The sequence below is a fragment of the Streptomyces sp. R44 genome, assembly GCF_041053105.1.
Lineage (GTDB): Bacteria > Actinomycetota > Actinomycetes > Streptomycetales > Streptomycetaceae > Streptomyces.
The window spans coordinates 5,147,129-5,165,805 of record NZ_CP163444.1 but is presented as its reverse complement, the minus strand read 5'-3'; the positions used below and the strand labels follow the sequence as shown (position 1 = coordinate 5,165,805).

Here is an 18,677-nt window from a genome sequence, read left to right as displayed (position 1 = left end):
CTGTGTTGGCACTCTCCAATGGGGAGTGCCAGAGCCGAGACTATGACCGCGATTAGCACTCGGTCAAGCGGAGTGCCAATTCATCGCTCCGTGGCGTGACGGGACGGACCCCTCCGGCCCCCTCGCAGGCCTTCACGTCGAATGCCGCCCGTACGGTCTCGGCCGGGGCGGGCCGGGGACTCACCCGTTCCGCCGCCTTCCGGCCGAGCCGCCCGATCGGGTCGACGGAGGGGGCGCAGGCGGGGAGGGCGAGCAGCGCCCCGGTCACGGCGAGGACGGCGACGCGCCTCACACGTAGTCCTCGAGCTTCGCCACCGCGTACCCCTTCGACGTGATCACGTTCATCACGCGGCGGATCATGTCCGGCATGGTGCCCTTCCAGTCCTCCTTGCCCCGGAAGTGGGTGAGCACGATGTCGCCGGGGTGCAGGTCCCGGTCCCACTCGCGCCACTCCATGTGGTCGGGGAAGGCCTCGGCGGCCCAGAGCGGGACCGCCTTGACGCCGCAGGACTTCGCGGCGCGCAGGGTGTCCTCGTTGTAGTTGCCGTACGGCGGGCGGAAGAGCGGGGGCCGCTTGCCGAACTGCTTCTCGATGACGTCCTGCATGCCGCAGATCTCGCGCTTCTGCCCGCTGTACGAGAGTCCGGGGAGGTAGCGGTGGTTGAGGGTGTGGTTGTGCAGGGAGATGCCGGACTCCTGTGACGTCTGCATCTTCTTGAAGTAGCCGTAGTCGTCCTTGACGACGTAGTCGCTGAGGAAGGCGCTGTAAGGGATCCGCAGCTCTTTCATCATCGTGATCAGCCGGGGGTCCTTCTCCGCGCCGTCGTCGATGGTCAGGAAGACGACCTTCTGCTTGGTCGGCACGGTGGTGAAGACGGGCGGCATGTCCTCGCCGTCCGTCTCGAAGCCCTTGCGGGTGGTGATCTTCGGCTTGACGGCGGGCGGGGCGGGCGCGTCGAGCGGGGGTTTGGCGAGGCCCCACTTCTTGGCGGCGAGCACGCGGGCGGCCCGCTGCGCGCGGACCTTCTCGATGTACGCGTCGAGGGCGCCGGCGGCGCCCTGGGCCTTCTGTCCGGCGGCGGGGGCGGGTGCGCCGCGCTCGGGTTCGGCGCTGCCGGCGCAGGCCGTGGCGGTGGAGGCGAGGGCGGCTACGGCGAGCGCCGCCCCGAGCGTCCGACGGGAGCGATGCGCACCTTTTGCCATCATCTGGTCCTTTTGTCGTACGAGCTGCATGGCGCCGCATCCTGTCAGCGCGAGCGCCCCTCCGGGCCACGACACCGCCGTACGGCGCCCACCGTCCCCCGGCCGGCCCACAGTGCTCCAGGGGCCAGAATGGGACGGGTGACCGACCTCGCCTCCTTCGCCGCCCTGCTCAGCCCCGAGGGGCAGACGCTCCTCGCCGCCCTGCGCGACCACGACCCCGCCCAGGAGCTGGCGATCGCCTCCCGGCTGCGCCGCGACCACCCCGCCGAGCTGGTCGGCGCGGCCCTCGGGCAGGCGCGGCTGCGGCAGCGGGCGGTGGCGAAGTTCGGCGCCGAGGACGCGTACCGGATGTACTTCACGCCCCACGGCGTCGAGCAGTCGACCCGCGCCTCGGTGGGTACGTACCGGGCGGCCCGGCTGAAGGCGATGGGCGTCGGCAGTGTCGCCGACCTCTGCTCCGGGATCGGCGGCGACGCGATCGCCCTCGCCCGCGCCGGGATCTCCGTCCTCGCCGTCGACCGGGACCCGCTGACCGCCGAGACCGTCCGGGCCAACGCCGAGGCGCTGGGCCTCGCGGGGCTGATCGAGGTGCGCTGCGCGGACGTGACGGAGATCGACACGAGCCCGTACGACGCGGTCTTCGTCGACCCGGCGCGGCGCGGCGGCCGGGGCAGGATCTTCGACCCCGAGGCGTACTCCCCGCCGCTGTCCTGGGCGATCGAGGCGGCCCGCAAGGCCCCGCGCGCCGCGCTCAAGATCGCGCCGGGCATCCCGCACGAGGCGGTGCCCGAGGAGGCGGAGGCCGAGTGGATCTCGGACGGCGGGGACGTCAAGGAGGCCGTGCTCTGGTTCGGCACGGAGCCGGGCGCCCGCCGGGCCACCCTGCTGCCCTCCGGGACCACCCTGACGGGCCGGGGGCTGCCGGACCCGGCGGTCCGCCCGGTCGGCCGCTATCTGTACGAGCCGGACGGCGCCGTCATCCGCGCGCACCTGGTCGCCGAGGTGGCGGAGGAGCTGGGCGGCGGCCTGATCGACGAGACGATCGCGTACGTCACGGCGGACGAGCTGCACCCGACCCCGTACGCCGCCGCCTACGAGATCACCGACGAACTCCCCTTCAACCTGAAGAAGTTGAAGGCCCTGCTGCGGGAGCGCGAGGTCGGCACCCTGACGGTGAAGAAGCGCGGCTCGGCGGTCGAACCGGAGGAGATCCGCCGCAGGGTGAAGCCGAAGGGCCCGAACGCGGCGACCGTCCTCCTCACCCGGGTCGCGGGGGCCCCGACGATGCTGATCGGCCGGCCGGCGAACAAGTCCTAGGGGGAGCTCATGGCACTGCACCCGGAAGGCATGTTCACCGGCGGCCCGCTCGCGCACCTCGCCGGCCTGGCCGCCGGGCCGGACCCGCTGGAGTGGGAGGTCCTGCGCCTGAAGCGGGTCCTGCGCCTGAACCACTGGGACGCGGCCTGGCGGGAGACCCCGCAGACACTCGCCTCCCAACTGGACTACCTGTCCACCGCGTTCACCGAGGAGTTCCTCGCGACCTGCCCGGAGGCGGCCCGCCGCGCCTGGCGGACGGCCGCCGGCACCAAGGGCGTACCCGCCTTCATGACGGACCTCGCGACGCTGCTGCGGCTCGCGGACCGCGAGGGCGACGCCCGGTACGAGGACGTGCCGCTGTCCGCCTGGGAGGTACGGGCCCAGTTCCCCCTCCTGCTCTCCCTCGACGGCTGGGCGTACGACGGCGAGTACGCCTCGTACGAGGAGAGCCTGCGGGCCTTCGTCGAGGCCGAACACCCCTTCTGCTTCCATGAGTTGATCCCGCGCCTCACCCAGGCCCTGGAGGCGCGGACGCTCCGCGCGGACTCCCCGGCCTTCGCCGCGTCCTTCGCGCAGCTCGCCCCGACGGCGACCCCGGAGACCCTGGACGTCCTCGCCAGGACCACGTTCGCCCACCTGACGGAGCACCATGGCTGATCTCCTGCACGACGAGCCCTTCTCCGAACTGCTCGGGAACGCCGACCAGGCGGTCGTCAGCGCCGACGGGCAGTGGATCGCGGCCAGTGCGTGCTGGGCCGGACAGAGCCGCGTGGCCGTCTACCGCGCGGCCGACCTCTCCTGCGCGCACCTCCTGACGTTCACCGAGGAGGCCGAGCCGATCGCCTTCCACCCCACGCTCCCGCTCCTCGCCATCGGCCTCGACAACGGCGACGAGTACCTCCGCGCGGGCGGCCTCACCCTCCTCGAAGCCGACACCGGCCACCGCGTCGACTTCACCGACCCCCGCCGGGGCATCGACCTGGTCCGCTGGCCGGATCCCCGTACGCTCGAACTCACCTTCCGCGCGGTGGACATGCACGACGAGTACGTTCACCACGTCTCCCGGCCCACCGTCGTCCGGGACGACTGGCGCGGCCTCGCCGCCGATGCCCTCGACCTGACCGCCCTCGACGGGCCCGTGCTCGACCAGGTCACGTACCCGGACACGGGATCCCCCCTGACACTCCTCCAGCCGTTCGCCGCGCGGGCGGGCAGGAACTACGTCGGCAGGACCGCCGTCCGGTCCGTGGCCGGGCTGAGCGACGGCCGCGTGCTCGCCACCCGCAACCGCACCACGCTGGAGTGCTGGGCCCCCGACGGATCACCGCTGTGGAGCATTCCCGCGCCGACGCCGCTCGGCGGTACGCGGATCGTGGTCGCCGCCGACGAGCGGACGGCACGCGTGGCCGTCCCCCGCCCGATGGACCGAACCGACTTCCCGCTCGTCGACACTTCGGACGGCACGGTCCTCGACCACCCCTCGGTGCCTTTCTCGGCGGCGCTGTCGGCCCGTACGGACGGCACCTGGGCGGTCCGGGACACCTTCGAGCGCAGCTACCGGAACGAACGCCCCGACCCGCCCGACACCCGCTTCTTCGCCGCCGACGGCACCCCGCTCGCCACGGTCCACGAGCCGGACCGTGACGAGCTCGTCCCGCTCGACGCGCGCCGCTGCCCCGAGCTGCTGTTCACGCGACGGCGCCGCGAGGTGATCGCGCTGGACCCCCGCTCCACCGCCGAGACGGTGCTCTTCGCCGCCGACGCGCCGCTCGGCAGAACCGTGTACGTCTCCGACACCGCCGGCCCCGCCCTCCTGCACGGACGGCAGGAGCTGGTCCGCCGGACCTTCCCCGCCGGGGACGTGGTCTGGACCCGGCCCCTGGACGCGGAGATCGTCGACCTCGACACGCACGCAGGCGTCGCGCACGCCCTGTGCGCGGACGGCACCCTCGTCTCGGTCGCCACGGCCGACGGCACCGTCCTCGCCCGGCGCCCGCTTCCCCGCCACGGGCAGCTCTCGGTCCACGCGGCCCCCGACGGCACGGTCCTCGTCGGCACGTCGGTCGGCCACATCCTGCGCTACTGAGCCCCCCGCGCCCGTTCGAGCAGCAGCGCCCGCTCGCTCTCGTTGCGGGTGAGCGCGGCCGCGCGCTCGAACTCCGCCCGCGCCTCCGCCGTACGGCCCAGGCGGGCGAGGAGGTCGCCGCGGACGCTCGGCAGCAGGTGGTAGCGGGCCAGGGAGGGTTCGCCGGCGAGGGCGTCGACGAGGGCGAGGGCCGCGGCCGGGCCCTCGGTCATCGACACCGCGACCGCGCGGTTCAGCTCGACCACCGGAGACGGTGTCAGGGTGCCGAGCCGGGCGTACAGCGCGGCGATGGTCGACCAGTCCGTGGCCTCGTACGAGGCGGCCCGCGCGTGGCAGGCGGCGATCGCGGCCTGGAGGGCGTACGGCCCGTAGGAGCGCCCGTCCCCGGCGCGCGCGAGGGCGGCGTACCCGCGGCGCATGAGGAGACGGTTCCAGCGGCTGCGGTTCTGGTCCGCCAGGAGCACCGGCCGCCCGTCGGGGCCGGTCCGGGCCGCCGTCCGGGAGGCCTGGAGTTCGAGCAGGGCGGCGAGGCCGTGGGCCTCGCTCTCCCCCGGCATCAGCGCGGCCAGGCCCCGCGCGAGCCGCAGCGCGTCCTCGCAGAGGCCGGGGCGAAGGAGGTCGTCGCCGGCGGTCGCCGCGTACCCCTCGTTGAAGATCAGGTAGACGACCTCCAGGACGGAGCCGAGCCGTGCCGCCCGGTCCGCCCCGTACGGCACCTCGAACTCCACGCCCGCCTTCGCGAGCGTCCGCTTGGCCCGGGTGATCCGCGCCGCGACCGTCGCCTCCGGCACGAGGAAGGCGCGGGCGATCTCGTCCGTCCGCAGCCCGCCGACGAGCCGCAGCGTGAGCGCCGCCCGCGCGTCGGCGGAGAGCACCGGGTGGCAGGTGGTGAAGACGAGCCGGAGGACGTCGTCGTCGATGTCGCCCGGGCCGGCCGGCTCGGGGTCGTACGACTCCTCGGAGAGCGTCCTGCCCACCTCGGCGAGCTTCCGGGCGTACGTCTCGCGCCGCCGTACGAGGTCGACGGCGCGGTGCTTGGCCGCGGCCGTCAGCCAGGCTCCCGGGCTGTCCGGGATCCCTGACCGCGGCCACTGCTCCAGGGCGGAGACGAGCGCGTCCTGGGCGAGCTCCTCGGCGATGCCGACGTCCCTGACGATCCGCGCCACCGTGGCGATGATCCGCGCCGACTCCATCCGGAAGACCGTCTCCAGCGTGCTCTGCACCGTCACATCCCGTATGACAGCACAGCGCGCGTCAGCCTTCCGGCATCTCCTCGACCTCGCGGACCTCCAGGCCGACCTTCCAGTGCGTCGGGTGGACGGCCAGGAACCGCTTCCCCCACTCGACGGCCTCGGCCATGTCCTTGCACTGGAGCATCGCGTAGCCGCCGACGACCTCCTTGGTCTCGGTGAACGGGCCGTCGGTGAACGACAGCTTCCCGTCCGACCAGGTGATCCGGGTGGCCTCGGCGGTGGGCTTGAGCCCGGCCGTGTCCACCATGGCGCCGGCCTTGGTGATCTCCTCGAAGAGCGCGCCCATGCGCTCCTCGAAGCCGGGGTCGGCGCTCTCCATGTCGATGGTGTTCTCCTCGATGCGGACGAGGGACAGGAAGCGGGGCATGACGACTCCTCGGTGGTGCGGTGGGCGGGGCCGTTCCCCGCCGTCCACACATACGTCGAACGGGGTCCGCCCGCATCGACACCGCGCCCGGAGAATTTCTCAGACGTAGTCCTCCAGGCGCGCGACCGTGAAGCCCTGCTCCTGGATCCTCCGCAGCATCGTCGCCGTCATCTCGGTCATCGTCCGGCCCTTGAGCTCGGACGGGCCCCGGAAGTGGGCCAGGACGATGTCGCCGGGGTGCAGCTTCCGGTCGCCGCGCTGGTACTGCATGTTCTTGATCTGCATGGACTCGCGCCACAGCACGATCGCGTCGACCCCGCACTCCCCCGCCGCCGCGCGCGTGGCCTCGTTCCAGTTGCCGTACGGCGGGCGGAAGAGCCGCGGGGTGGTGCCGTACCGCTCCTTCAGCCTCGTCTGCTGGCCGCAGATCTCCCGGCGCTGCCCCTCCTGGGAGAGGGTGCGCAGGTTGGGGTGGGTGAGGGTGTGGTTGGCGAGGCCGTTGCCCTGGGCGATGAGCGGGGCGAAGTAGCCGTAGTCGGCGCGTATGGCCGAGTCCGTGAGGAACATCGTGAAGGGGACCTTGAGGTCCTTCATCATCCGGACGAACTCGGGGTCCTTCTCGGCCCCGTCGTCGATCGTGATGAAGACGATCTTCTCGCGGGTGGGTATCTCGCTGATGACGGGCACCGGCCCGCCGGCCGGGCGGACGACGGGCTTGACCGCGGGCGGGGCGGGCGGGGCGGCGAAGGGCTTCAGGCCCCATTTCCGGTACGCGGCGGCCGCGGCGGCTCCGGGGGCCGCGGGCGCCTCGTGTCCGGCCGCGGGGGTGGTCGTCCTCGGCCCGGGGGTCTGCACGGCGGCGGGCTCCTCGGCCGCCGAGGCCGTGCAGCCGGTCACCAGGAGGGCGACGGTGGTCAGGGCCGCCCACAGCGCGATCGTCTTCTTCACGCGCTGTGGGATGCCCGAAACGCTCGAAAGGTTGCTCTATTTTCGGCCGGGAATCGCTTACTCGACCGATTCGAAGCGCCAGCGGTGGACCGGACGGGTGATCAGCTCCGCGTCCGGCTCCGGCAGCTCGGGCAGTTCGGCGTCGAAGGCCTCCGCCTCCCACCAGGTGAGGACGAGGACCCGGTCCTGCGGGGCCCGGAAGATCTCCCGGCGGACCGGCTCCCGGGCGAGGACCCGCGCCCGCGCCCGCGCCCACTCCAGGAGCTCGGCGCCCCGGCCCTGGGCGGCCCTGGCCTCCCACATGAGCGTGAGCCTCACGAGTACAGGTTCTCCTTGCTGACCTCGTGCACGTGATCGTGGTCGTGGTCGTGCGACGCCCCGGGCACGTGCGGGTCCGTCACCGGCAGCGACGAGTCCGCGGACAGCTCCAGGTCCGAGGCCGGCCGGTTGCGGGCGACCATCTCGGAGCCGAGGGCCGCGACCATCGCGCCGTTGTCCGTGCACAGGCCCGGCCGCGGCACCCGCAGCCGGATCCCGGCGCGTTCGCAGCGCTCCTGGGCGAGGGCCCGCAGCCGCGAGTTCGCGGCGACGCCGCCGCCGATCATCAGGTGGTCGACGCCCTCGTCCTTGCAGGCCCGGACGGCCTTGCGGGTGAGCACGTCGACGACCGCCTCCTGGAAGGACGCGGCCACGTCCCGTACGGGCACGTCCTCGCCGGCCGCCCGCTTGGCCTCGATCCAGCGCGCCACGGCCGTCTTGAGGCCGGAGAAGGAGAAGTCGTAGGCGGGGTCGCGGGAGCCGCTGAGGCCACGCGGGAACGCGATCGCCGCCGGGTCGCCCTCCTTGGCGAGCCGGTCGATGACCGGTCCGCCGGGGAAGCCCAGGTCGAGGACGCGGGCGATCTTGTCGAAGGCCTCGCCGGCCGCGTCGTCGATGGTGGCGCCCATCGGCCGCACGTCGGAGGTGATGTCGGACGAGAGCAGCAGCGAGGAGTGCCCGCCGGAGACCAGGAGGGCCATCGTCGGCTCGGGCAGCTTCCCGTGCTCCAGCTGGTCGACGCAGATGTGCGAGGCGAGGTGGTTGACGCCGTAGAGCGGCTTGCCGAGGGCGTACGCGTACGCCTTGGCGGCGGAGACGCCGACGAGCAGCGCGCCCGCGAGACCGGGTCCGGCGGTGACGGCGATGCCGTCGAGGTCCTTCGCGGAGATCCCGGCCGTCTTCAGGGCGCGCTCGATCGTCGGGACCATGGCCTCCAGATGGGCGCGGGAGGCGATCTCGGGGACGACGCCGCCGAAGCGGGCGTGGGTGTCGACGCTGGAGGCGACGGCGTCGGCGAGGAGGGTGGTCCCGTGGACGATGCCGACGCCGGTCTCGTCGCAGGAGGTCTCGATGCCGAGTACCAGCGGTTCGTCAGCAGCCATCAGATCTCAGTCCCAGTTCCTTGAACGATCAGTCGCATCACGAGCGCGTCGACATTGCCCGGCTGGTAGTAGCCGCGCCGGAACCCGATGGGCTCGAAGCCGAAGCGCTCGTAGAGCTTCTGGGCCCGGGTGTTGTCCACGCGCACTTCGAGGAGGACCTCCTCGCACTCGAAGGCGGTGGCTTCCTTCAGCAGGTCGGTGAGGAGCCGGGCGCCGAGGCCCGTGCCCCACTGGTCGCGGGAGACGGCGATGGTCTGCACGTCGCCGAGTCCGCCGGCGGCGGCCAGGCCGGCGTAGCCGACGAGCCGGCCGTCGGCCGGGTCCTCCGCGACGACGTAGTGGCGGGTGGCCTTCGGGCCCCTGGCATGCGCGAGCTCCGACCAGAACATCCCCTCCGACCAGGCGTCCTCGGGGAACAGCTCGGCTTCGAGCGCGAGCACCGGCGCGATGTCCCACCAGCGCATCTCGCGCAGCACGGCGGCCTGCGTCGCGGCGCTCACTTGGGGGTGACCACCTTGTAGTTCTTCGGCACCTGCGCGTCGGGGCGGCGCAGGTACATCGGCAGCGGGTCGAGGAAGCCGCCCTCGCCGGCCTTGAGCTTCTCCGCGGCGAGCCCCGCGAGCGCGGCGGCCGACTGGTGCTCGGGCTCGCGGGCGTCCGGGAAGGCCTCGGGGTAGAGGAGGGCGCCGGCGCCGACGACGGGGAGTCCGGCGAGCGAGGCGGCGATGTCGGCGGGCCGGTCGACGGACGCGTCGGTCACGCGGGTGCGGGCGTTCTCGTACCGCGCCCAGTAGACCTCCTTGCGCCGCGCGTCCGTCGCGACGGCGAAGGGCTCCTCGATCCCGGAGGCGTACGCGAGGCCGTCGAGGGTGCACAGGCCGTGCACCGGCACGCCGAGCGCGGAGGAGAAGGCCGCGGCCGTGACGAGGCCGACGCGGAGCCCGGTGTACGGGCCGGGGCCGACGCCGACGACGATCCCGGTGACCGCGTCGAGCTTGAGACCGGCCTCGGCGAGGACCCGGTCGACGGCGGGCAGCAGCAGCTCCCCGTGACGGCGGGCGTCGACCTGGCTCGACGAGGCGACGACGGCCTCGCCGTCGTGGAGGGCGACGGTGACGGCGGGGGTGGCGGTATCCATGGCGAGCAACAGCACGCGAACAGCCTACGGCTCCCGGGCACGCTGCCCCGAACCTCGGGCGGGCGGCTGCTACCGTCACCCTTCGATACGTACGTACGAGAGGTGGGCACGGTGGCACGGAGCAGCTCGGGATTCGTGGCCGGGCTCACGGCGGCGGCCATCGTCGCGGTCGGCGTCCTCGCCTACCAGGCCTCGGCGAACGCGCCCGCCGATCTGTCGGTGAAGCCGCGGACTCCGGGCACGGCCGCCCCCTCCGTCTCGCCGAGCGGCGGCCCCAAGCAGCCGGCCAAGGACCCCCTCACCGTCCCCGCGGGCTCGGGCAGCGGCGAGCGGGTCGTGTACGCGCTCGGCGACCGCCGGGTGTGGCTCGTGGACGGCAAGGGCAAGGCGACCCGGACGTTCACCGTGTGGCCGAGCACGGTCGACCCGGTTCCGGGGGCGTACACCGTGACCTCGCGCTCGGGTTCGGTGCGCGGTTCGGACGGGGTGCAGATCGAGCACGTGGTGCGGTTCGCCACGAACCAGGACGTGGCGATCGGCTTCAGCGCGGCGGTCGACGGCTCGACGCCGTCCCCGGACCCGGCGCGGAAGACCGGCGGCATCCGGATGAAGCGGGCCGACGGGAACGCGATGTGGACGTTCGCGGTGATCGGCGCGAAGGTCGTCGTCGTCGGCTGACGCGAAGGTCGTCGTCGGCTAAGCGGCTTCGTCCCGTACGGGAACGGGTTCCCCCTCTTCGGGTCCTTCGGGCTCCGCCGGCGGCGGGGTCGACAGGGCGCGCGCGGCCGCGCAGGACGCCAGCAGCTCACTCATCGAGACGTGGTCCCGGCCGGGTTCCGCGCGTTCGGGCGTCGCCATGCTTGCCTCCCGTAGGTTAGGTACACCTAACCAGCTCGTGCATCCATGTCACCACGGCTCGTGCGACCCACGCAACACCTTCCCGACACGTTGTCGGAACCTACGTACGGCCGCCTCAGAACAGATCGAGGTCCTCGTCGGCCCAGCGCTCGCCGATCCCGCGCAGCACGACCGTGCGCCGGTCGTCGTCGGTGTCGCCGGTCACCCGGTGGATGAGCAGGTGCAGCCGGTCGTCGGTCAGGTCCTCGACCTTGCCGTCGCCCCACTCGACGACGACCACGGACTCGGGCAGCGAGACGTCCAGGTCGAGGTCCTCCATCTCGTCGAGACCGCCGCCCAGCCGGTACGCGTCGACGTGGACCAGGGCCGGACCACCGACGAGGGACGGGTGGACGCGGGCGATGACGAAGGTCGGCGAGGTGACGGCCCCCCGCACGCCGAGGCCCTCGCCGAGGCCGCGGGTCAGGGTGGTCTTCCCGGCGCCGAGCTCACCGGTGAGCATGACGAGGTCGCCGGGCCGGAGGATCTTCGCGAGCCGGCGGCCGAGCTCCTGCATCCGCTGCGGGGAGTCGACGGAGAGGGTGGCGCCGGAGACGGGCGGGTGCGCTGCTTCCATACGTGCAAACCTAGCGCGTACGGAAGCCCTCCCCGGCCGGGACGGCACCGGACCGTACCAGCAGGTCGGCGAGCCGGTCGGTGACCGCCTCCGGGTGCTCCAGCATCACCAGATGGCCCGCGTCCGGGACGATGACCAGCTCCGCGTCCGGCAGGAGCGCGGCGATGGCCTCGGTGTGCGAGCTGGGGGTGACCAGGTCGTTGTCCCCGGCGAGCGCCAGCACCGGCAGCTCGCGGAAGGCGGCGAGGGCGGCGGCCTTGTCGTGCTCGGCGAAGGCCGGGTAGAAGGCGGCGACGACGTCGATCGGGGTCGACTCGATCATCCGCTCGGCGAAGCGGGCGACCGCCGGGTCCACGTCCTTCGAGGCGAAGGAGTACTTCTTGATCAGCCCGGCGAACAGGTCGGCGGTCGCCCGGCGCCCGCGCTCGACCAGCTCCGCCTGGGAGCCGAGGGCCCGCAGCACGCCCGGCAGGACCCGCCGGACGGCGTTGACGCCGGCGAGCGGCAGCCCGTACGTCACCTCGCCGAGCTTCCCCGCCGAGGTGCCGACCAGGGCGACGCCGACGACCCGGTCGCGGATCAGCTCCGGGTACTGCTCGGCGAGCGCCATCACCGTCATGCCGCCCATCGAGTGCCCGACGAGGACCAGCGGCCCTTCGGGCGCGGCGGCGTCGAGGACGGCCTTGAGGTCGCGGCCGAGCCGGTCGATGGAGACCGGAACCCCGTCCGGCCCGGCCTGGGAGGCCCCGTGCCCGGAGCGGCCGTGGCTGCGCTGGTCCCAGTGGACGGTACGGACGAGCCCGCGCAGAGCGGCCCGCTGGAAGTGCCAGGAGTCCTGGTTGAGGCAGTAGCCGTGGCTGAAGACGACGGTGACGGGAGCGGGCTCCCGGCGCCCGAAGAGCCTCCGGCGGCGGGCCGGCGGGGCGTCCGCCTCCACCTCGTCCACCTCGTAGTGAAGGACGGTCCCGTCGTCGGCGAGGGCCCGGCCGGGGGTGCCGCGCAGACCGCCGTACGGGCCGGTGGCGTCCAGGGCGAGCCGTGCCTTCTGCCGTACGGAACGGCCGACGGTGAGCCGCTCGACGGCGACCCCGGCGGCCGCGCCGGCGGCGAGGACGCCTATCGCGGCGCCGGCGAACCCTGCACGCCGCCAGCTGCTGCCACTCGACTCCGCCATGGCGGGCTACTCCCCCAGGTAGACCCGCGGGACACGCGCCCCGATCCGGGTGACGATCTCGTACGCGATGGTGTCGGCGGCCACCGCCCAGTCCTCGGCCGTCGGCTCGCCCCCGTCGCCGGGGCCGAAGAGCACCGCCTCGGTGCCGGGCTCGGGGGTGTCCCCGCCGAGGTCGACCACGAACTGGTCCATGGCGACGCGCCCGGCGACGGTGCGGACCCGGCCGTCGACGAGGACGGGCCCGCGCCCGGAGGCGTGCCGGGGAACCCCGTCGGCGTACCCCAACGGAATGAGCCCCAGGGTGGTCGCGTCACCGGTCACGTAGTGATGCCCGTAACTCACCCCGTGCCCGGCGGGGACGTGCTTCACCAGCGCGACGGTCGCCTTGAGCGACATGACGGGCCGCAGACCGAGCTCGGCGGACGTACCCAGCTCGGGGCTCGGCGAGACGCCGTACATCGCGATGCCGGGCCGGACCAGGTCGAAGTGCGCCTCGGGCAGCGTGAGGGTGGCCGGCGAGTTCGCGATGTGCCGGACCTCGGGGCGTACGCCCGCCTGCTCGGCGTGGTCCAGCATCGAGCGGAAGACGTCGAGCTGGGCGGCGATCGACGGGTGGTGCGGCTCGTCGGCGCAGGCGAAGTGCGACCAGAGGCCGGTCACCTTCACGAGCCCGTCGACCTCGGCCTTCAGGGCGGCGCCGACCAGCTCGGGCCAGTCGGCGGGCTGACAGCCGTTGCGCCCGAGCCCGGTGTCGGCCTTGAGCTGGATCCGGGCGGTCCTGCCGACCTTCTTCGCTGCCCGGACGACCTCCTCCAGGGCCCACATCCCGCTCACGGACATGTCGAGCCCGGCCTCGATGCCCTGGTCCCAGGGGTCGCCCGGGGTCCAGAGCCAGCACATGACGGGAACGTCCGTGATGCCCGCGGCGCGCAGGGCGAGCGCCTCGTGCGGAGTGGCCGTGCCGAGCCAGTCCGCGCCCGCGTCCAGGGCGGCACGGGCGCAGCGCACGGCGCCGTGTCCGTACGCGTCGGCCTTGACCACGGCCATGATCCGGACGTGGGGGGCGACGCGGGCGCGCAGCGTGCGGACGTTCGCACGCAGCGCGCCGAGGTCGATCTCGGCGCGGGCCCTGGGGGGCGGAGGTGTCTCAGTCATCGCGCCCAGTCTCTCAGGTGTCAGCTGCCGGGCCGCTTTCCCCAGATGTAGACCCGGTCACCCTTACGGAGGACGCCCCAGAGTTTCCGCGCGTCGGCGTAGCTCAGATTGACGCAGCCACGGCTTCCGCCGGGCGTGGCGAGCTGCCCGTACACCGCGTGGAAGGCCTGGCCGCCGCTGAAGAACTGGGCGTACGGCATGGGGGTGTCGTAGATGGACGACCAGTGGTCCTTGTGGCGCCAGTAGACGGTGTGCCAGCCGGTACGGGTGGCGTATCCGGGCCGCCCGCTCCGCATGTTGACGACCTGATATGTCACCTTCTTCCCCTTCCGCACCCACATGAGCTGCCGGTCGAGGTCGACGCAGGCGACGGCGTACGTCTTCACCGGGCAGCGCCGGCCGGGGTCGAGGTTCTTCCGGGCGGCGAGCAGCTCGGCGCGGGCCCAGGTGACGGGTCCGGCGTAGCCGACGGCCGGCTTGATCCTCTCCTTCACCTGGAAGGCGCGGATGGCCCGGCAGTCGGCGGCGGACTGCTTCCCGTCGACGGGCAGCCCGAGGAGCCGCTCGACCCGCCGCTGATGGACGCCGGCCTTCGCGGTGCACGCGGCTCCGACGGCGCTCCGGGGCAGGTACTCGACGAGCTCGTCGACCTCCTCCTCGGGCTCGGGCACGGGGACGCCGTCCGCCTCCTCCTCGTGCAGCGGCGGCAGCACCTGATCGGGCGTGTCCATCGGGTACTCGGCCCGCCCGCCCCCGACGACCCCGGGCACGAGCGGGTCGGGTTCTCCGAAGAGCGGGGCGGCGCCGGCGACGGGCGCCAGCGCGAGGGAGGCGGCGAGGACGAACAACAGGGGCGCGGTACGACTTCTCCAACGGATCACCCCACCCACCCAATCCGCCCACCGCCGGACGGGCACGCGGGAACCCACGGGTGGGCGAACGGGGTTGACCCGAGTGGGGGTCCGGGCCGGGCCCTCCGGAGGGAGGACCTACGCCGCCGTCACGTCCCGCCACGCCCCCCGCAGGGAGTCCGCCACCTCCGTCGCCGTCACCGGTGCGCCGCCCTCCGCCGCCCTCCGGGCGGCGAGACCGTGGAGGTAGGCCGCGCAGGAGGCCGCGTCCAGGGCCGGGAGGCCGGCCGCGAGGAGCGAGCCCGCGAGGCCGGAGAGGACGTCGCCGCTGCCGGCCGTGGCGAGCCAGGAGGTCCCGGTCGGGTTGACCCGTACGGGACCGGCCCCACCCGCCCCGCACACCACCGTCGTCGAACCCTTCAGCAGCACGGTCGCCCCGAAGCGGCGCGCCAACTCGCGGACGGCCGCGAGGCGCCCGGCCTCGACCTCCTCACGGGCGACGCCCAGGAGCGCCGCCGCCTCGCCGGCGTGCGGGGTGAGCAGGGTCGCGGCGCCGCGGCCGCGGACGGCGGAGGGGTCGAGGCCCCGGAGCCCGTCGGCGTCGACGAGGACGGGGACGTCGGAGTCGAGGACCTCGCCGACCGCGACCCCGGCGCCCGGCCCTTCGCCGAGGCCGGGCCCGACGACCCAGGCCTGGACCCGGCCGGCCTTCTCGGGGCGTCCGGAGTGGACGAGGGTCTCGGGGTGGGCGGCGAGCACGGTGTCCCCGGCGGAGCCGACGTACCGCACGGCCCCGGCCCCGCCGCGCAGGGCGCCCGCGACGGCGAGCACGGCGGCGCCCGGGTAGCGGGTGGAACCGGCGACGATGCCGACGACACCGCGCCGGTACTTGTCGCTCTCGGCGCCCGGCGCGGGCAGCAGCCACGCCAGGTCACCGTGCTGGAGGGCCTCCAGGTCGGGCACGCCCGGGAGGAGGGGGCCGAGCCCGATGTCGACGAGCCGCAGGGCACCGGCGTACTCACGAGCCGGGTCGACGAGCAGACCGGGCTTGTACGCGCCGAAGGTGATCGTCGCGTCGGCGGGCAGCGCCTCCCCGTGGACCTCGCCGGTGTCGGCGTCCACGCCGCTGGGCAGGTCGACGGCGACGACGACGGCGTCGGAGCCGCGAGCGGCGCGGGCGACGGGGACGGCGTCGGGGCGGAGCCCGCCGCGGCCTCCGATGCCGGTGATGCCGTCGAGGACGAGGTCGGCGCGGGCGAGGGGCTCGAACGGTTCGTCGGCGACGCGGCCTCCGGCGGCCCGGAGCGCCGCGAGCCCGCCGTCGTGCGCCCGCTCCCCGAGCAGCACCGCCGTGACGCCGGCGCCGCGCCGGGCGAGCCGGGCGCCGGCGTAGAGGGCGTCGCCGCCGTTGTCGCCGCTGCCGACGAGGAGGACGACGCGGGCGCCGTACACCCGGCCCTTGCCGAGCAGCGAACAACAGGCGGCGGCGAGCCCGGCGGCGGCACGCTGCATGAGGGCGCCGTCGGGAAGCCGCGCCATGAGCTCGGCCTCGGCGGCCCGTACGGTCTCCACGCGATAAGCACTACGCATGCCAGCAGTCTGCCCCGTCCGTTGTGGGCAGGCGTTCCGCAAGGGGCGGAACGGGTGGGCACAACGGACGGCGCCCCTGTCGGCGCCAGAGGCTTCCGCGCCTGCACCCGCACCGGATCTGCGCCGCGCATCGGGGTGCGGGTCCAGGCCCGGAACGCGGAGGCGCCGCGAGAGGGCGCCGTCCCGTGTGCCCACCCGTCCCGCCCCAGCGGGACGATTGCCCACACGGGGGTGGGCGGGGGCACCGCCCGGCGCGGGCGCAGGCCCACACGGCGGGTGGACCGGGGCACCTCCCAGCAACAGGCGCGGGCCACACGGCAGGTGGCCACCGCCCAGCGACCGCGCCGGCCCTCACCCCTCCGCGATCACCACCGCCGACGCCACCCCCGCGTCATGGCTGAGCGAGACGTGCCAGTGGCGAACTCCCAGTTCCGCCGCACGCGCCGCCACCGTCCCCCGGACCCGGAGCCGCGGCTGCCCGCTGTCCTCGACGTACACCTCCGCGTCGGTCCAGTGCAGCCCGCCCGGCGCGCCGAGCGCCTTCGCCACCGCCTCCTTCGCGGCGAACCGCACGGCGAGCGAGGCGACGCCGCGCCGCTCGCCGCTCGCAAGCAGCAGTTCCCGCTCGACGAAGAGGCGCTGCAGCAGCCCCGGTGTGCGTTCGATCGACGCGGCGAAGCGGTCGATCTCCGCCACGTCGATCCCCACCCCAATGATCATTTCCCACTCACTCCACGGTCACGGACTTGGCCAGGTTGCGCGGCTGGTCGACCTCGTTGCCCCGCGCGGTGGCGAGCTCGCAGGCGAAGACCTGGAGCGGCACCGTGGCGACCAGCGGCTGGAGCAGCGTAGGCGTGGCGGGGATGCGGACGAGGTGGTCGGCGTACGGGACGACGGCCTCGTCGCCCTCCTCGGCGATGACGATGGTCCGGGCGCCCCGCGCGCGGATCTCCTGGATGTTGGAGACGATCTTGTCGTGGAGGACGGACCGTCCCCGCGGCGAGGGCACGACCACGACCACCGGCAGGTCCTCCTCGATGAGCGCGATCGGCCCGTGCTTGAGCTCGCCGGCCGCGAAGCCCTCGGCGTGCATGTACGCGAGCTCCTTGAGCTTCAGCGCGCCCTCCAGGGCCACGGGGTAGCCGACGTGACGCCCCAGGAAGAGCACGGTGTTCTTGTCGGCGAGGGACCGGGCCAGGGCCCGTACCGGCTCCATGGTCTCCAGGACGCGCTCGACGTCGTCGCCGATCCGGGCGAGGTCACGGACGACGGAGTGGATCTCGTCGCCCCACTTGGTGCCGCGGACCTGGCCGAGGTAGAGCGCGAGCAGGTAGCAGGCCACCAGCTGCGTGAGGAAGGCCTTGGTGGAGGCGACGGCGACCTCGGGCCCGGCGTGCGTGTAGAGAACCGCATCCGACTCCCTCGGGATCGTCGAGCCGTTCGTGTTGCACACGGCCAGCACCTTCGCGCCCTGCTCCCGCGCGTGCCGCAGGGCCATCAGGGTGTCCATGGTCTCGCCGGACTGGGAGATCGCGATGACCAGGGTGCGCCGGTCGAGGATCGGGTCGCGGTAGCGGAACTCGCTGGCGAGCTCGACCTCGCAGGGGATCCGGGTCCAGTGCTCGATGGCGTACTTGGCGATGAGCCCGGCGTGGAAGGCGGTGCCGCACGCGATGATGACGACCTTGTCGGCCTCGCGGAGCACGGCGTCGGGGATGCGGACCTCGTCGAGGGTGAGCCGGCCGGCCCCGTCGATCCGCCCGAGGAGGGTGTCGGCGACGGCCTTGGGCTGCTCGGCGATCTCCTTGAGCATGAAGTAGTCGTAGCCGCCCTTCTCGGCGGCGGAGGCGTCCCAGTCGACGTGGTAGGCCCGTACGTCGGCGGGCACCCCGTCGAAGTCGGTGACGGTGACGCCGTCCCGGGTGAGCTCGACGACCTGGTCCTGGCCCAGTTCGATCGCGGACCGGGTGTGGGCGATGAACGCGGAGACGTCGGAGGCGAGGAAGTTCTCCCCCTCCCCCACGCCGACGACGAGCGGCGAGTTCCGGCGGGCGCCGACGACGACGCCGGGCTGGTCGGCGTGGACGGCGACGAGGGTGAAGGCCCCGTCGAGCCGGCGGCAGACGAGCCGCATGGCCTCGGCGAGGTCCCCGGCGGAGGAGAACTCCTCGGCGAGGAGGTGGGCCACGACCTCGGTGTCGGTCTCGGAGAGCAGCGTGTGGCCGCGCTCGGCGAGCTCCTCCCGCAGGCAGGCGAAGTTCTCGATGATGCCGTTGTGGACGACGGCGACCCGCCCGGCGTTGTCCAGGTGGGGGTGGGCGTTGGCGTCGGTGGGCCCGCCGTGGGTGGCCCAGCGGGTGTGTCCGATGCCGACGGAGCCGCCGGGCAGCGGGCGGTCGACGAGTTCCTTCTCCAGATTGACGAGCTTGCCCGCCTTCTTGGCCGCGGCGAGCCCGCCGTCGGCGAGCACCGCGACACCGGCCGAGTCGTAGCCCCGGTATTCGAGCCGCTTGAGGCCCGCGACCACCACATCAAGCGCCGACTGCCCGCCGACGTATCCCACGATTCCGCACATGACGGCAGACTACGGCGGAACCCGCCCCACCGGCCGGACCCCGACCGGAGTCGACGCGGGCCGCGTCAACCGCGGCGGCGCGTGACCGACCCCACGGCCCAAGGAGCCCGCCGACCCGGGACAAT

21 protein-coding genes are annotated in these 18,677 nt (G+C 73.7%); 4 read left to right on the top strand and 17 right to left on the bottom strand.

Going from position 1 to position 18,677, the window contains the following annotated elements:
- Positions 1–52: 52 nt before the first annotated feature.
- The gene (locus tag AB5J54_RS24220) at positions 53–292 is read right to left on the bottom strand and encodes a hypothetical protein (protein ID WP_369145993.1); all 240 of its coding nucleotides are present in this window, start codon (positions 290–292) and stop codon (positions 53–55) included.
- On the bottom strand, positions 289–1,233 hold the full coding sequence (locus tag AB5J54_RS24215; RefSeq protein WP_369145992.1) for a polysaccharide deacetylase family protein: 945 nt from the start codon (positions 1,231–1,233) through the stop codon (positions 289–291). Before AB5J54_RS24215 ends, AB5J54_RS24220 begins: the two co-directional genes overlap by 4 nt.
- 99 nt (positions 1,234–1,332) lie before the next feature.
- Here AB5J54_RS24215 and AB5J54_RS24210 point away from each other — a divergent pair, with 99 nt between their 5' ends.
- Genes AB5J54_RS24210 through AB5J54_RS24200 form a run of 3 tightly spaced genes read left to right on the top strand, consistent with a single transcriptional unit; the run spans position 1,333 to position 4,606 of the window.
- A complete protein-coding gene (locus AB5J54_RS24210) occupies positions 1,333–2,520 on the top strand; it encodes an SAM-dependent methyltransferase (RefSeq protein WP_369145991.1) in 1,188 nt (395 codons plus the stop codon).
- 9 nt (positions 2,521–2,529) lie between these two features.
- Positions 2,530–3,177: a hypothetical protein gene (locus AB5J54_RS24205; RefSeq protein WP_369145990.1), complete on the top strand. Its 648-nt coding sequence runs from the start codon at positions 2,530–2,532 to the stop codon at positions 3,175–3,177.
- Positions 3,170–4,606, top strand: a complete 1,437-nt coding sequence (locus AB5J54_RS24200) for a hypothetical protein (protein WP_369145989.1) — start codon at positions 3,170–3,172, stop codon at positions 4,604–4,606. The genes AB5J54_RS24205 and AB5J54_RS24200 overlap by 8 nt, the downstream gene beginning before the upstream one ends.
- On the opposite strand, the gene AB5J54_RS24195 is transcribed toward AB5J54_RS24200, so the two are convergent.
- The 7 genes from AB5J54_RS24195 to tsaB all read right to left on the bottom strand — a co-directional run bounded on the left by AB5J54_RS24195 (position 4,600) and on the right by tsaB (position 9,748).
- Positions 4,600–5,799: an RNA polymerase sigma factor gene (locus AB5J54_RS24195; RefSeq protein ID WP_369149441.1), complete on the bottom strand. Its 1,200-nt coding sequence runs from the start codon at positions 5,797–5,799 to the stop codon at positions 4,600–4,602. The genes AB5J54_RS24200 and AB5J54_RS24195 overlap by 7 nt on opposite strands.
- A gap of 61 nt (positions 5,800–5,860) precedes the next feature.
- On the bottom strand, positions 5,861–6,226 hold the full coding sequence (locus tag AB5J54_RS24190) for a YciI family protein (protein WP_369145988.1): 366 nt from the start codon (positions 6,224–6,226) through the stop codon (positions 5,861–5,863).
- A gap of 99 nt (positions 6,227–6,325) precedes the next feature.
- Positions 6,326–7,174 (bottom strand): polysaccharide deacetylase family protein, encoded by an 849-nt coding sequence (locus AB5J54_RS24185; RefSeq protein WP_369145987.1) that lies wholly within the window; start codon positions 7,172–7,174, stop codon positions 6,326–6,328.
- A 57-nt stretch (positions 7,175–7,231) separates the two neighbouring features.
- Complete coding sequence (locus tag AB5J54_RS24180) at positions 7,232–7,477, bottom strand: hypothetical protein (RefSeq protein WP_369149440.1); 246 nt, start codon at positions 7,475–7,477, stop codon at positions 7,232–7,234.
- 11 nt (positions 7,478–7,488) lie between these two features.
- Complete coding sequence (gene tsaD, locus AB5J54_RS24175) at positions 7,489–8,595, bottom strand: tRNA (adenosine(37)-N6)-threonylcarbamoyltransferase complex transferase subunit TsaD (protein ID WP_369145986.1); 1,107 nt, start codon at positions 8,593–8,595, stop codon at positions 7,489–7,491.
- Complete coding sequence (gene rimI, locus AB5J54_RS24170; protein ID WP_369149439.1) at positions 8,595–9,059, bottom strand: ribosomal protein S18-alanine N-acetyltransferase; 465 nt, start codon at positions 9,057–9,059, stop codon at positions 8,595–8,597. Before rimI ends, tsaD begins: the two co-directional genes overlap by 1 nt.
- A gap of 32 nt (positions 9,060–9,091) precedes the next feature.
- Positions 9,092–9,748 carry a tRNA (adenosine(37)-N6)-threonylcarbamoyltransferase complex dimerization subunit type 1 TsaB gene (gene tsaB, locus AB5J54_RS24165; RefSeq protein ID WP_369145985.1) on the bottom strand — a complete coding sequence of 219 codons (657 nt, stop codon included), beginning with the start codon at positions 9,746–9,748 and terminating at the stop codon, positions 9,092–9,094.
- Between the two features lie 96 nt (positions 9,749–9,844).
- Between tsaB and AB5J54_RS24160 the strand changes: the two genes are divergently transcribed.
- Complete coding sequence (locus AB5J54_RS24160) at positions 9,845–10,411, top strand: hypothetical protein (protein ID WP_369145984.1); 567 nt, start codon at positions 9,845–9,847, stop codon at positions 10,409–10,411.
- A gap of 18 nt (positions 10,412–10,429) precedes the next feature.
- Here the strand turns inward: AB5J54_RS24160 and AB5J54_RS24155 are convergent, their stop codons facing one another.
- From AB5J54_RS24155 to glmS, 8 genes are all read right to left on the bottom strand, one after another.
- On the bottom strand, positions 10,430–10,591 hold the full coding sequence (locus AB5J54_RS24155) for a hypothetical protein (protein ID WP_369145983.1): 162 nt from the start codon (positions 10,589–10,591) through the stop codon (positions 10,430–10,432).
- Positions 10,592–10,706: 115 nt separating this feature from the next.
- Positions 10,707–11,207: a tRNA (adenosine(37)-N6)-threonylcarbamoyltransferase complex ATPase subunit type 1 TsaE gene (gene tsaE, locus AB5J54_RS24150; protein WP_369145982.1), complete on the bottom strand. Its 501-nt coding sequence runs from the start codon at positions 11,205–11,207 to the stop codon at positions 10,707–10,709.
- Between the two features lie 10 nt (positions 11,208–11,217).
- Positions 11,218–12,381 carry an alpha/beta fold hydrolase gene (locus AB5J54_RS24145; RefSeq protein WP_369145981.1) on the bottom strand — a complete coding sequence of 388 codons (1,164 nt, stop codon included), beginning with the start codon at positions 12,379–12,381 and terminating at the stop codon, positions 11,218–11,220.
- 6 nt (positions 12,382–12,387) lie between these two features.
- Positions 12,388–13,536: an alanine racemase gene (alr, locus tag AB5J54_RS24140; RefSeq protein WP_369145980.1), complete on the bottom strand. Its 1,149-nt coding sequence runs from the start codon at positions 13,534–13,536 to the stop codon at positions 12,388–12,390.
- Positions 13,537–13,556: 20 nt separating this feature from the next.
- A complete protein-coding gene (locus AB5J54_RS24135) occupies positions 13,557–14,384 on the bottom strand; it encodes a L,D-transpeptidase (protein WP_369145979.1) in 828 nt (275 codons plus the stop codon).
- Positions 14,385–14,525: 141 nt separating this feature from the next.
- Positions 14,526–15,977 (bottom strand): NAD(P)H-hydrate dehydratase, encoded by a 1,452-nt coding sequence (locus tag AB5J54_RS24130; protein ID WP_369145978.1) that lies wholly within the window; start codon positions 15,975–15,977, stop codon positions 14,526–14,528.
- Positions 15,978–16,328: 351 nt separating this feature from the next.
- Positions 16,329–16,697 carry a holo-ACP synthase gene (locus AB5J54_RS24125; protein WP_351192667.1) on the bottom strand — a complete coding sequence of 123 codons (369 nt, stop codon included), beginning with the start codon at positions 16,695–16,697 and terminating at the stop codon, positions 16,329–16,331.
- A 7-nt stretch (positions 16,698–16,704) separates the two neighbouring features.
- A complete protein-coding gene (gene glmS / locus AB5J54_RS24120; protein ID WP_369145977.1) occupies positions 16,705–18,552 on the bottom strand; it encodes a glutamine--fructose-6-phosphate transaminase (isomerizing) in 1,848 nt (615 codons plus the stop codon).
- Positions 18,553–18,677 lie beyond the last annotated feature (125 nt).